Source organism: Kitasatospora sp. NPDC018058, from assembly GCF_044327205.1.
Classification (GTDB): domain Bacteria; phylum Actinomycetota; class Actinomycetes; order Streptomycetales; family Streptomycetaceae; genus Kitasatospora.
The window spans coordinates 1-12,339 of sequence record NZ_JBIRFA010000035.1 but is presented as its reverse complement, the minus strand read 5'-3'; the positions used below and the strand labels follow the sequence as shown (position 1 = coordinate 12,339).

Annotated in this window: 11 protein-coding genes; 4 read left to right on the top strand and 7 right to left on the bottom strand. The window is 74.8% G+C overall.

Annotated elements, in window-relative coordinates; all coding sequences use genetic code 11:
- Positions 1-48: 48 nt before the first annotated feature.
- Positions 49-453, top strand: coding sequence for a RidA family protein (locus tag ACH4E7_RS34460; RefSeq protein ID WP_396253097.1), 405 nt, complete (start codon positions 49-51; stop codon positions 451-453).
- Between the two features lie 7 nt (positions 454-460).
- Here ACH4E7_RS34460 and ACH4E7_RS34455 read toward each other — a convergent pair whose 3' ends face one another.
- Positions 461-1,807 carry an MFS transporter gene (locus ACH4E7_RS34455; protein ID WP_396253096.1) on the bottom strand — a complete coding sequence of 449 codons (1,347 nt, stop codon included), beginning with the start codon at positions 1,805-1,807 and terminating at the stop codon, positions 461-463.
- 76 nt (positions 1,808-1,883) lie between these two features.
- Between ACH4E7_RS34455 and ACH4E7_RS34450 the strand changes: the two genes are divergently transcribed.
- Positions 1,884-2,876 (top strand): ArsR/SmtB family transcription factor, encoded by a 993-nt coding sequence (locus ACH4E7_RS34450; protein WP_396253095.1) that lies wholly within the window; start codon positions 1,884-1,886, stop codon positions 2,874-2,876.
- A gap of 12 nt (positions 2,877-2,888) precedes the next feature.
- On the opposite strand, the gene ACH4E7_RS34445 is transcribed toward ACH4E7_RS34450, so the two are convergent.
- Positions 2,889-4,229: a geranylgeranyl reductase family protein gene (locus ACH4E7_RS34445; protein ID WP_396253094.1), complete on the bottom strand. Its 1,341-nt coding sequence runs from the start codon at positions 4,227-4,229 to the stop codon at positions 2,889-2,891.
- A 139-nt stretch (positions 4,230-4,368) separates the two neighbouring features.
- Between ACH4E7_RS34445 and ACH4E7_RS34440 the strand changes: the two genes are divergently transcribed.
- Entirely contained in the window at positions 4,369-5,733 is a 1,365-nt protein-coding gene (locus ACH4E7_RS34440; protein WP_396253093.1) for a dipeptidase, read from the top strand.
- Here the strand turns inward: ACH4E7_RS34440 and ACH4E7_RS34435 are convergent.
- Together ACH4E7_RS34435 and ACH4E7_RS34430 are read right to left on the bottom strand one after the other, a co-directional pair.
- Entirely contained in the window at positions 5,684-6,547 is an 864-nt protein-coding gene (locus ACH4E7_RS34435; protein WP_396253092.1) for a DUF4184 family protein, read from the bottom strand. The two genes, ACH4E7_RS34440 and ACH4E7_RS34435, sit on opposite strands and share 50 nt — an antisense overlap.
- Before the next feature lie 110 nt (positions 6,548-6,657).
- Complete coding sequence (locus ACH4E7_RS34430) at positions 6,658-7,725, bottom strand: NUDIX domain-containing protein (protein WP_396253091.1); 1,068 nt, start codon at positions 7,723-7,725, stop codon at positions 6,658-6,660.
- A 426-nt stretch (positions 7,726-8,151) separates the two neighbouring features.
- Between ACH4E7_RS34430 and ACH4E7_RS34425 the strand changes: the two genes are divergently transcribed.
- On the top strand, positions 8,152-9,066 hold the full coding sequence (locus ACH4E7_RS34425) for a PfkB family carbohydrate kinase (RefSeq protein ID WP_396253090.1): 915 nt from the start codon (positions 8,152-8,154) through the stop codon (positions 9,064-9,066).
- Positions 9,067-9,140: 74 nt separating this feature from the next.
- Here ACH4E7_RS34425 and ACH4E7_RS34420 read toward each other — a convergent pair whose 3' ends face one another.
- From ACH4E7_RS34420 to ACH4E7_RS34410, 3 genes are all read right to left on the bottom strand, one after another.
- Positions 9,141-10,010, bottom strand: a complete 870-nt coding sequence (locus ACH4E7_RS34420; RefSeq protein ID WP_396253089.1) for a C40 family peptidase — start codon at positions 10,008-10,010, stop codon at positions 9,141-9,143.
- A gap of 267 nt (positions 10,011-10,277) precedes the next feature.
- Positions 10,278-11,699, bottom strand: a complete 1,422-nt coding sequence (locus tag ACH4E7_RS34415) for an acyl-CoA synthetase (RefSeq protein WP_396253088.1) — start codon at positions 11,697-11,699, stop codon at positions 10,278-10,280.
- A 214-nt stretch (positions 11,700-11,913) separates the two neighbouring features.
- On the bottom strand, positions 11,914-12,339 hold a 426-nt coding region (locus tag ACH4E7_RS34410; protein WP_396253087.1), incomplete at its 5' end, for an electron transfer flavoprotein subunit alpha/FixB family protein.

Below are 12,339 nucleotides of genomic sequence, written 5' to 3'. Positions count from 1 at the left end.
GCGTCATCGCTTGCGGCACGGGCGAGCGATGACGCACGATCATGCGCCATGACCACCACGCACCTCACCCACATCACCGAGCCGCCCGGCGTCGCCCCGGGGACGGGCTACACCCAGGTCGTCACCGGCACCGGCCGACTGGTCCAGGTCTCCGGCCAGGTCGCCTTCGACGAGCACCGGAACCTGGTCGGCGAGGGCGACCCGAAGGCCCAGGCGCGGCAGGTCTTCGAGAACCTGCGCCGCTGCCTGGCCGCCGCCGGGGCCGACTTCTCCGACGTCGTGAAGTTCACCTTCTTCATGACCGACATCGGCCACCTCCCCGCCATCCGGGAGGCCCGCGACGAGTACCTGGGCGACCTGCCGCTGCCGGCCGCCTCCGCGATGCAGGTCGCGGCGCTGTTCCGGCCGGATGTGCTGATCGAGATCGAGGCGATGGCGGTCGTCCAGGAGTAGCGGCGTCTCACCCGGCCGCGGGCCGCGGATCCCGCCGTCCGGCCCACCGGACGGCGGGGCCCATCGCCAGGCCCGCCGCCGCCAGCACCGCGCCCAGGACCGCCCACCCGACCAGCCCGAAGCCGATCACGGCGGTGCTGACCAGCGCCGGGCCGGCCATCAGCGCGGCCGCCGTACCCGCGTTGAACACGCCCTGGTAGGCGCCGTGGTCGCGCTCCCCGGCGAGGTCGTAGCTCAGCGCCCAGCCTCCCGCCTGGCCCATCACCTCGGCAAGCGACTGCAGCGCGATGCCGACGAGCGCCACCACGGCGGCGAGGATCCCGGGCAGTCCATGCGCGAGGGCGACGACCAGGCAGGAGGCGGCGAGCACCAGTCCGGCGCGGCGGCAGGCCCGGGCGGCGGCCGTCCGCTCCTCGGTACCCCTGGTGGCCCGCACCTGCAGGGTGATCACCATCAGGGTGTTGACGATCAGGGCGCCGGCGACGGTGATCCTCGGCGCGTCGGTCTGCTGGACGATCCACAGCGGGACGCCCACCTCCAGGACGGCGAACTGCAGGCCGAGGACGGAGCACAGCGCGGTCACCACCAGGAACGGGCCGTCGCGCAGCGCCGGGTTGCGCCGTCGCCCCTGCTTGACGCCCTTGTCCGCAGGGTCCGAGGGGTTCGCCGTACCGGTCTTGACCGAGGGTTCGGTCGGCGTCGGGCCCATCGCTGCGGGCAGGCGGTGGAACAGGACGGCGACGGCCGCGTAGGAGACGGCGTCGGCCAGGATCGCCGTCAGGTAGACCGACCGGGTGTCGAGCTGGAGCGCGATCGCGCCGAGTCCGGTCCCCACGCAGATGCCGACGTTGGTCACCACCCGCAGGTAGGCCCGGCCGGCCACCCGGCGGTCGGCGGGCAGCACCTCGGCGTAGAGCGCGTTCCGTACGGCGGACGAGCCCCGGTCGACGGCGGCGACCGCGCAGGCCAGTGCGACGAAGGCCGGGTAGCTGTGCACCAGCGCGTATCCGGCGGTGCCGACCGCCTCCACCGCGACCAGCGCCACCAGCACCCGCCGGGCGCCCCAGCGGTCGGCGGCCTGGCCGGCCGGCACGCTGGCGACGACCCCGCACAGGCCGGCCGCGGTCATCCCGATCCCCAGCTGGGCTGCGCTCAGGCCGAGCACCCGGGTGAAGAACAGCACCGCGACGGACAGCGAGAGGCCGTTGCCCACCGTGTTGACCATGGTGATCCCGGCCAGCCGACGGACCGTCGGATCGGGGTGCAGGCGGCGCCGGAGAACTCCGGGGGGGCGGGTGGGAAGGCCGGACAGGGCGTCGGAAGGTGCGGCGGACTCCGCCTGCGTCGTGGTCATGCCCCGATGACACCGCCGAGCGGGCCGGGCCGGATATTCCTTTAGGCTCTGGCTGAATCTCACGAGGGGGACGTCCGTGCACCGCTTCACACTCCGGCTGGCCGACCTCGCCACCACCTGGTTCGCCGTCTCTCCGATCCACGAGGCCGTGCTCAGCCTGCGGATGTGGACCCACCCGGGCGTCTACCCGCTCCAGACCCGGGCCTTCGAGCAGCTCAGGCCCGCCTTCGAGCGGCTGGAGTCCCGCCGTCTCCTGCTCACGCTGGTCGCCGGGAACCGCTTCGTACCCGACTTCCTGACGCCCCGGCCGACCACCCCCGCAGCCGACTTCCGCACCGAGCTCGCCGTCGTCCGCGCGCTGCCGCCGGAGCTGCTGCGAGGCGAGCTGGAGCAGACCTTCCTGCCGCACGAGCAGTCGCTGCCGGCCCTGCTCGACGCCGGACTCGCGGATCCGGAGCGGCTGTTGGCGCGGATCGCCGACGCGCTGGAGGAGTACTGGGAGGTCTGCCTCGCACCCTCCTGGTGGCCGCAGGCCCGCACGACGCTGGAGGCCGACCTGGTCTACCGGGCGCGGGTGCTCGCCCAGCAGGGCGCGGCGGCACTGTTCGCGGACCTGGACCGTCGGTTGCACTGGGCGGACGGCGTGCTGTCGATCCGCCGGGACTGGGGGGACGGGGACGTGGAGACCGCTGTGGAAGGGCGCGGGCTCGTCCTCTGCCCGACCTGCTTCGTGCGCGGGGCGATCACCATGATCAGCAGGGACCGGCCGCCGCAGATCTCCTACCCGGCGCGCGGACAGGCGGCCATGGGCGGCGAGGGCGCGGGCGGGCCGGCGGCGTCGGCAGCCCTGGAGGCGCTGGTCGGTGCGCCGAAGGCCCGGCTACTGGCCCTGCTCGCCGAGCCGGCGTCGACCACCGACCTCGCCTACCGGCTCGGCGTCACCCCGGGCGCGGTCAGCCAGCACCTGTCCGTCCTCGCCGCCACCGGCCTGGTCACCCGCGCCCGGCACGGCCGCTCGGTGCTGTACCGGCGCAGCGTGCTCGGGGACGAGCTGACGGGTGGCAGATGACGGGGACGGCCGCTACCGCGAAGCCATCGCCGCCAGCCGCCGCGCCCCCTGGTAGTGCCGCAGCACCTGCGCGAAGCTCGTGTGCCCCTGGGTGGTTCGGGCGAAGGCCCGCCACGCCGCCGGCACCAGGCAGACCGCCGCGTGGAACAGGTACGGCCGCCGTTCGAAGGCGCCCAGCAGCTGCTTGCCCGCGCGCATCTCCACACCCAGCCCGGCCTTGATCGCGAACGCGTAGTTCAGCGCCTCGCGCCGCACCGCCGCCGCGTCGCCCGCCTCCGCGATCTGCACCGCCCACTCGCCGGCCAACCGGCCCGAGCGCAGCGCGTAGGAGATGCCCTCACGGGTCCACGGCTCCAGCAGCCCGGCCGCGTCGCCCGCGACCAGCACCCGGCCGCGCGAGAGCGGCGAGTCCTCGGCCCGGCACCGGGTCAGGTGCCCGGACTCGACGCTCGGGGTGAAACCGGACAGGCCCAACCGCCGGATGTAGTCGGCGAGGTACTGCTTGGTCCGCTCGCCGTCGCCGCGCGCCGAGATGACGCCCACGGTCAGACTGTTGGACCCGGTCTTCGGGAACACCCAGCCGTAGCTGCCGGGCAGCGGGCCCCAGTCGAGGTGGATCCGGCCCGACCAGTCGGCGGCGACCTGCGACGGGACGGGGATCTCCGCCTCCAGGCCGAGGTCGATCTGGTCGAAGGTGACGCCGACGTGCCGGGCGATCCGGCTCGCGCTACCGTCCGCGCCGACCACCGCGCGGGCCTCGAAGGTGCGCCCGTCGGCCGCCGTCACCAGCGCCGTCCGGTGCTCGCCGCCGCGCTGCTCGACCCCGGTGACGGTCACTCCGGTGACCAGCACCGCCCCGGCCTGCTTGGCCGCCTGCACCAGGCGCAGGTCGAACTCGTCCCGGTTGACCAGCCCGAACAGCATCCGCTCGGAACGACGCGTCCGGGTGTACCGCCCGTCGTACGCGAAGGTGACGGCGTGCACCCGGTCCTGCAGCGGCAGCTGGAAGTCCGGCGGCAGGCTGTCCCGGGAGAAGCCGATGATGCCGCCGCCGCAGGTCTTGTAGCGGGGGTGCTCGGCCTTGTCGAGCAGCAGCACCCGGCGACCCCGCGCGGCGGCCGCGTACGCGGCGGAGGCCCCGGCCGGTCCGGCACCGACCACCACGACGTCCCAGACGCCGTCCAGCTGTTCAACGGCCGCCGGCGACCCGGTCGGCGCCGTCGACAGAACCGACGCGGCCTCCGTTGACGCCTCAACCGGCGCCGATGACACCGGCGTGGACGCCTCACTGTCGACCGGCGCGGTCGTACGGTCGAGCGGGCTACGGGAATCGGAGCTTCCGGAGTCAGTCACGTCGAGCAATCCTATGCGTCCGCACGGCCACCCGGACGCCGTACCACCCGGCAATCGCCTCCGCCTATGATCGGCGGTACCCCAACCGACCACTCCGCCCGTACCACCCCACGGGTGGACCCACCCCCTCGGAGTCCCGATGTCACAGCCCCTGGCCGACGCCGTCCGGTCCCTGATGGACCGTGCTCGCACCGACCTCGCCGAACTGGTCGCCTTCCCCTCGGTCGCCGACCCGCGCCAGTTCCCGGTGGAGGAGTGCCAGAAGGCCGCGCGCTGGGTCGCCGACGCTTTCGCCGCCGAGGGCCTGACCGACATCCAGCTGCTGGACACCCCGGACGGCACCCAGTCCGTCTACGGCGAACTGCCCGGCCCCGAGGGCGCCCCGACCGTCCTGCTCTACTCGCACTACGACGTCCAGCCCCCGCTCGACGAGAACTCCTGGCTCAGCCCGGCCTTCGAACTGACCGAGCGTGACGGCCGCTGGTACGGGCGCGGCGCCGCCGACTGCAAGGGCAACATCCTGATGCACCTGACCGCCCTGCGGGCGCTGCGCCAGGTGTACGGGGGCGCCTACCCGGTCGGCCTGAAGATCATCGTGGAGGGCTCGGAGGAGCAGGGCACCGGTGGCCTGGAGCGCTACGCCGAGGCCCACCCCGAGCTGCTCGCCGCCGACGCGATCATCATCGGCGACACCGGCAACTTCGCCCCCGGCCTGCCCACCGTGACCGCCTCGCTGCGCGGCATGACGGTGGTCGAGGCCTCGGTCACCACCCTGGGCGGCAACCTGCACTCCGGCGCCTTCGGCGGCGCCGCCCCGGACGCCCTGCAGTGCCTGGTCCGGATGCTCGCCTCGCTGCACGGAGAGAACGGCGACGTCACGGTCGCCGGGCTGGCCGCCGACCAGACCTGGGAGGGCGTGCAGTACTCGGAGGAGCAGTTCCGCGCCGACGCCAAGGTGCTCGACGGCGTCGCCCTGACCGGCACCGGCACCATCGCCGACCGGCTCTGGGCCCGCCCGTCCGTCACCGTCCTCGGCATCGACGCCCCGCCGGTGATCGGCGCCACCTCCTCCGTGCAGGCCGCCGCCAAGGCGCTGATCAGCCTGCGCGTCCCGCCGGGCATGAGCTCGGACGCCGCCCAGGACGCCCTGGTCGCCCACCTGGAGGCGCAGGTCCCGCTCGGCGCCCGGCTGACCATCGAGCGCCAGGGCAACGGCGCCCCGTTCCGCGCCGACACCAGCGGCCCGGCCTACGAGGCGATGGGTGAGGCCATGGCCGAGGCTTTCGGCACCCCGATGGTGGCCTCCGGCGAGGGCGGCTCGATCCCGCTCTGCAACACCCTGCGCTCGCTCTACCCGAAGGCCGAGATCGTGCTGATCGGCGTCGAGGAGCCGACCACCCAGATCCACGCGGTCAACGAGAGCGTCGACCCGCAGGAGCTGGAGCGGATGGCCCTCACCGAGGCCCTGTTCCTGCGCCGCTACGCGGAACTGCGTTCCGCCTGACGGCAGTCGGGGCCTGGCGGACCTCCGGGCCCGCCACCGGCCGCCCGCCCCGCCACCGGCGGGCGGCCGCCACCACCGCCGCGTAGCCGACCGCGCCCACCGCGAGCCCGGCCCCGGCACCGAAGCAGACCTCCGGGATCAGGTTCCGGCGCAGCGGGCTGAGCCGGTGCAGCACCCCGGCCGCCGTCGCCGCGCCCAGCGCCGCGACGGCCGCCCGCCGGGCCCGGGCGGCCGGCCGGACGGCGGGGCGCACCGGCTCGACCGCCCGCACCGTACGCGCCGCCCAGCCCGCCATCGCGGCCAGCCCGAGCGCCGAAGTCCCGTACTGCAGCGCCTCGTAGAGCGGGACCCCGGCCACCTTCCGCTCCAGTACGGGCAGCAGCCGCACGCCCAGCCGGTCGCCATGGGTGAACGCGTCCCAGCCGACGTGGGTGGCCGCGCCGATCGCCGCCGACCCGAGGAACCACGCCGCGTCCGCACCGCGGATACCGCTGCCCTCGGCCCTGCGGACCGTCAGCGCCTCGGCGCCGCCCGCCCACCGCTCGGGCAGCAGCCCCACCAGCGGCGCCCGCAGCAGCCCGTGCCACCCCGCGACCAGCGCGGCGGCGATCGCCACGTCCACGGTCGGCACCGCCCACCAGCGGTGCAGCAGCCCGCCGTGCTCGTACACCCCGGGCAGCAGCGATTCGGCGAAGAACGGCACATCGGGCGCCATCGACCCGGCCACGAGCGCCGAGGCCACCAGGGGCCCGCGCTCCCCGGCGGCGCGCAGCAGGGGCAGGACGGCGGCGGGATGACTGAACGTGAACGGCATGCCCCCATCCTGACGCCCGCACCGCCCGCCGGGCCAACCGAGGCCGGCCCGGCCGGCATCCGCCCCACCGCCCGGCGCGGACCTGCGCCGCATCCGCCGCCCCCGCAGGCCTACGCCGCGTCCGCCGTACTGGCCAGCCCCAGCGCCACCCGACACCCCGCCTCCAGGTACCGCAGCTCCCCGCTCCGCCGCGCCTCCAACGCGGCGCCCAGGCGCCGGTAGCGGCTCGGCGGCAGCAGGTCGGCCGCCTCGTCGAGGGTGACGAACCGCCAGCCGCGCAGCTCCTCCTGCTGCAGCAGCAGGTTCTGCCGGCCCGCGTCGTCCAGCAGCCCGCCGTCGTACATCAGCCGCAGGCCGCCGCGGCGCGGGCCGGTGCGCGGTTCCCAGTCGACGACGAGCAGCCGCAGGGTGGCGGGGTCGAGCCGCAGCCCCAGCTCCTCGGCGGTCTCGCGCAGGGCGGCGTCGGTGGGGGCCTCCCCGCGTTCGACCACGCCGCCGGGGAAGTCCCAGTCGGGCTTGTAGACCGGGTCGACCAGCAGCACCCGGTCCTGTTCGTCGAAGAGCAGCACCGCGGAGGCCACGGTGTCCCCGGTCGGGTCCGGGGTCTGGACGATCGGGCAGCGCGCGGCGCCGACCCGGACCAGCTCGGCGATCCGGTGCGCGGTCTCGCGCGGGGTGAGCTCGCTGGTGTCGATCAACCGGGCGTCGCCGACCAGCCAGCGGCGGGCGGCACGGTAGCGGGGCAGGTGTTCCAGGCACCAGCTACGGACCCGCTCGCTGGCCTCCGGATCGCCCGGGCACTCCTCGCGGCGCGCGATGCGATCGCGCAGGATCGTTTCTTCTGGGTCCAGAACGAAGTGGTGCACCGCGATCCCGTGGGAGGCGAGGTCACCGAAGATCTCGTCCCGGTAGTCCTCTCTGAGGAGCGTCATCGGGACCACCAGCGGCCCGCCGACCTCACCGAGCAGTGCCGCCGCCGTCTCGGGGACGAGCCGACGCCAGGCCGCCAGGTCCTGGAAGTCGGACATCGCCGCCAGCCGGTCGGCCGGAAGCATCCGGCGCAGGCCGAAGCCCACCAGCTCGGGATCGAAGAGCACGCTCCCGGGCAGCAGTTCCACCAGCTCGCGGCAGGCGCTCGTCTTGCCCGCCCCGAATGTGCCATTGACCCAGACGATCACAACGTCCCCTGCCCTCGACTTGCCCCGATGCTGTTCGCACCGGGCAGCGCCCCCGTCGGCCGAACCAGCGCCACCCGTGGTGGTACCCGCGCCGCGCCGCTCCCCATACCTGCGCGTAGCGCCCGCCCACGCGCCCCGGCCCGCCCCTTGACAGAGGCATGTGCCCAGGCCAGGAGCCCGGACGGGAGGTGTGCAGACCGTTCGACGCCAAAGCTGCACCCAGACCTCACGTCCTTCGCACAAGGAGTCGGACCGGCCGACTTCCGGCGCGCGCCCCACCCGTACGCCGCGCGCGCCGCCCCTGCACCCCCTCCGCTCCCCTCCCCATACCTTCCCCGTACCTTCCCCCCGCCGGCCGCTCGGCGGAGCCCCATGTCCGTCGGGTCCCTCTTGCGCCGCCCGCGCCCCGGCACGTACAGAGGAACGATGAAGCTGCTTCCCGCCGGCCGGGTCATCGTCATCGGTTCGGTCAACACCGACCGGATCCTCCGCTGCCCCGTGCTCCCCGCTCCGGGCGAGACCGTCCTGACCACCTCCGCCACCCGGGGCTTCGGCGGCAAGGGCGCCAACCAGGCGGTGGCCGCGGCCCGGATGGGTGCGGCCACCCACCTGGTCGCCAAGGTCGGGCGTGATCCCGACGGCGAGGCGGCGCTCACCGATCTGCGCGGCGCGGAGGTTCGGACGGGCGCCGTGCTCGCGCACCCCGATGCGCCCACCGGCCAGGCGATCGTGATGGTCGACCCGTCGGGCGAGAACAGCATCGTGGTCATCCCCGGCGCCAACGCCGAGCTGACCCCGGAGGAGGTCACCGCCGCCCTGGCCCGGCTCCACCTCCTCCCGGTCGACGTGGTCCTCACCAGCAACGAGGTCCCCGCGGAGTGCATCCGCGCCACCGCCGCCGCCCTGCCCGCCGCGGGCCCGAACGGCGGCACCCGCTGGCTGCACAACACCGCCCCGGCCGGCGCGCTGCCCGAGCCCGGCCCCACCGGCCGCCGACCGCTGGTGGTCGCCAACGCCGTCGAGGCCCGCCAGCTCACCGGCGCCCCGACCGTCACCGAGGCCGCCCGCTCCCTCGCCGGCCACGGCGAGGGAGCCGTGGTCACGCTCGGCGGCGAGGGCGCCCTGGTCGTCACCGGGGAGGAACTCACCCGGCTGCCCGCGCCCACCGTCCGGGTGGTCGACACCACCGGCGCCGGCGACGTCTTCTGCGGCGCCCTCGCCGCCCGACTCGCCCGCGGCGCCGCCCTCCCCGAGGCGGCCGCCACCGCCGTGGCCGCCGGGGCCTTCGCCGTCACCGCGCTCGGCGCCCGCGGCGCCCTCCCCCGCCCGGCCGACCTGTGAGGGCCTGCGGACGGGCGCGGGTCAGGGACGCCGAAGCGAACGGCGGCGCCCCGGCCCGCGTGCCGGCGGACCCGCTACGGCCGCCCCATGTACGCCGGGTAGTAGCCTTTGCTGATCCCCGAGATCCGGACCTTCGTCCCGGGCCGCGCCGCCTCGACGTACTGGTTGTTGCCGAGGTAGATCGCCACGTGCTGGATACCGCGCGGGGTACCGTTCGGCGACCAGAACAGCAGGTCGCCGCGGCGCAGCTGGTTCGCGCTGATCGGCGTGGTCGCCGCGTACTGGTCGTTGGCGACCCGCGGCATGTTGATGCCGCCGCGCCGGAAGGCCTGCTGCACCAGGCCCGAGCAGTCGTACCCGTCCGGCCCGTTGCCCGCCGTCATGAACGGCTTGCCGAGCTGGGCGAGCGCGTACTGCACGGCGGCCTCGACGTTCCGGTCCGCCGCCACCTGCTCATGGGATGAGCCCGAGGGGCCGGAGGAGGACGAGCCCCCGCCGGTCCGTTCCAGGTAGATGTCGTAGTGCGTGGTCCAGCGCCACTCGCCCTTGCTGTTCTTGAACCAGTACCGCGAGCCGTCCCAGCCCTGCTTGATCCCGCCACTCGACTTCGCGGACGACGTCGACGGGGACGTCGCCCCGCTGGTCCGCGCCACGTAGACGCTGTAGTGCGTGGTCCAGCGCCACTGCCCCTGGCTGTTCTTGAACCAGTACCGCGAGCCGTCCCACCCGGCGTGCGCCGGCGCCCGCTCCGCGGCCGCGGGGCTCACGCCGGTGCCGAGGCCGATCACCCCGGTGCCGACCGCGATCACGGCCGCCATGCCCATCCCCCGACGGATCCGCGCGGCCCGCGAGGAACGGGCGGGGCGACCGGAACGGTCGGCGGGGGCGAGCTGCCCGGTCGGTTCGTCGGCGGTATCCGGCACGCTGGTGTTGACGGTGGTCATCCTGCTGACTTCCTTCACTGCTGCGAACGCACTGGTGCGAACGGCCGCCGCACGGGCGGCTGCGGAAACTGCTCCGGACACGCGGTACGCCCCGGCATCGCCGGTTCGTACGCTCGGCAGATCCAGTTCTGCCTGCGTGTCACGTTATGCACGCGTTCGCTCACGGCGCGCAGTGGAGTGCGCCAAAGGAAGGTATCCCGGGTGGTGGGCACCGACAGGGCATCAGGGTGAGGGTCCGTCAGCTGACGCTCACCCGACGCCCCCTCATCACCGGCCCTCGGCCTCCGTCAACAGCTGCTTCTTCAGCACCTTTCCCAGTGCGTTCCTGGGTAGTTCGGGCACCAGGACGACCCGGCGAGGCCGCTTGTGCACCGAGAGCCGCTCGGCCACGAAGGCCGTCAGCTGTTCCCCCGTCACGGCGCCGTCCGGGATGACGTACGCGACGATCGCCTGTCCCAGGTCCTCGTCCGGCGCGCCGACCACCGCCGCATCGGCGACCGCCGGGTGGTCCCGCAGCGCGGCCTCCACCTCGCCGGCGCCGATCCGGTAGCCGCCGCTCTTGATCAGGTCCACCGAGGCGCGGCCGACGATCCGGTGGAAGCCGTCCGCCCCGATCACCGCGACGTCCCCAGTGCGGAACCAGCCGTCCGCCGTCCAGGCCTCGGCGTCGGCGTCGGGCCGGTTGAGGTAGCCGCTGAACAGGGTCGGCCCGGAGACCTGCAGCTCACCGACGCTCTCCCCGTCGTGCGGCACCGGTTCGCCGTCCTCGCCGACCAGCCGGGTGCGCACCCCCTCCAGCGGCAGCCCCACGCTGCCCGGGCGCCGCTCACCGTCCGCCCGGGTGCTGACGGTGATCAGCGACTCAGTCATCCCGTACCGCTCGATCGGGGCGTGCCCGGTGAGCGCGGCCAGCTTCTCGAACACCGGCACGGGCAGCGGCGCGCTGCCGGAGACGAGCAGCCGGGCCGGGGCCAGCCGGGCGGCCGCCTCGGGGTCGGCCGCCAGCCGCGACCAGACGGTGGGCACGCCGAAGTACAGGCTGCCGCCCGCCGCCGCGTACCCCGCCGGGGTGGGCCGCCCGGTGTGCACCAGGGCGCTGCCGGTGCGCAGGGCGCCGAGCACGCCGAGCAGCAGCCCGTGCACGTGGAACAGCGGCAGGCCGTGGACGAGGGTGTCATCGGCGGTCCACTGCCAGGCGGCGGCGAGGGCGTCCAGGTCGGCGGCGATCGCCTCCCGCCGGATCACCGCGCCCTTGGGCGCGCCGGTGGTGCCCGAGGTGTAGAGCACGAAGCCGGTCGCGTCGGCGGCCGGCTCGGCGTGGCCGGTGGCGGAGCGCTCCGCGGGGTCGACCGGCAGGGCCTCCAGCGGAAGGCCCTCGGGCGCCGCCTCCCCGGCGGCGTGCGCAAGCAGCGCCGCGCCCGAGTCGCGCAGGATGTGCTCGCGTTCCTTCGGGCCGGAGTCGGGCGGCAACGGCACCACCGGGACGCCCGCCAGCAGGCCGCCGACCACTGCGGTGACCGTCTCCACGGTGGGGCGGGCCAGCACCGCGAGCGCGCGAGCCCCGGCCACCCGGTCGGCCACGACGGTCGCCGCCCCCAGCAGGTCCTCCCGGGAGAGCGCCCGGCCGTCGATCCTCAGCGCGTCCGCCGCGTCCCCGTAGTCGCCCTGAAGCGCCGTCAGCAGTGCCATGCTTCCGTCCTCGCCCTCGTCTCACCCTGGTCGTGCCGAACGCCGCCGCGCCTTGCGCCGTCGCGTCCCGCACTGTCGCGCCGACTCTACGGGCCGCCGCTTGCGCGCCTGCCGACCGGGGCGAACGACGGAGGGCGTGGCACCGAACACCCGGTGCCACGCCCTCCGGCCTGACGGCCTGTCTATCGATCGGCCGGTCGGCCTATCGCCCTGCTCAGGCCTTGCGGGCCTTCACCTCGGCGGTGAGCTGCGGCAGCACCTCGAAGAGGTCGCCGACCACGCCGTAGTCGACCAGCTCGAAGATCGGGGCCTCGGGGTCCTTGTTGACGGCCACGATGGTCTTCGAGGTCTGCATGCCGGCCCGGTGCTGGATGGCGCCCGAGATGCCCGCCGCGATGTAGAGCTGCGGGGAGACCTGCTTGCCGGTCTGGCCGACCTGGCTGCTGTGCGGGTACCAGCCGGCGTCGACGGCGGCACGCGAGGCGCCGACGGCCGCGCCCAGCGCGTCCGCGAGCTCCTCGACCACGCCGAAGCCCTCGGCGGCGCCGACACCGCGGCCGCCGGAGACCACGATGGCGGCCTCGGTCAGCTCGGGGCGGCCGGTCGAGACGCGCGGGGTGCGCGAGGTGACCTTGGCCGC

Excerpts from the sequence above, each read along its gene's own strand:
- ACH4E7_RS34440 (WP_396253093.1), top strand. The coding sequence starts at position 4,369 with ATGTCACAGCCCCTGGCCGACGCCGTCCGGTCCCTGATGGACCGTGCT.
- ACH4E7_RS34460 (WP_396253097.1), top strand. The coding sequence starts at position 49 with ATGACCACCACGCACCTCACCCACATCACCGAGCCGCCCGGCGTCGCC.
- ACH4E7_RS34415 (WP_396253088.1), bottom strand. The coding sequence starts at position 11,699 with ATGGCACTGCTGACGGCGCTTCAGGGCGACTACGGGGACGCGGCGGAC.
- ACH4E7_RS34455 (WP_396253096.1), bottom strand. The coding sequence starts at position 1,807 with ATGACCACGACGCAGGCGGAGTCCGCCGCACCTTCCGACGCCCTGTCC.
- ACH4E7_RS34435 (WP_396253092.1), bottom strand. The coding sequence starts at position 6,547 with ATGCCGTTCACGTTCAGTCATCCCGCCGCCGTCCTGCCCCTGCTGCGC.
- ACH4E7_RS34425 (WP_396253090.1), top strand. The coding sequence starts at position 8,152 with ATGAAGCTGCTTCCCGCCGGCCGGGTCATCGTCATCGGTTCGGTCAAC.
- ACH4E7_RS34420 (WP_396253089.1), bottom strand. The coding sequence starts at position 10,010 with ATGACCACCGTCAACACCAGCGTGCCGGATACCGCCGACGAACCGACC.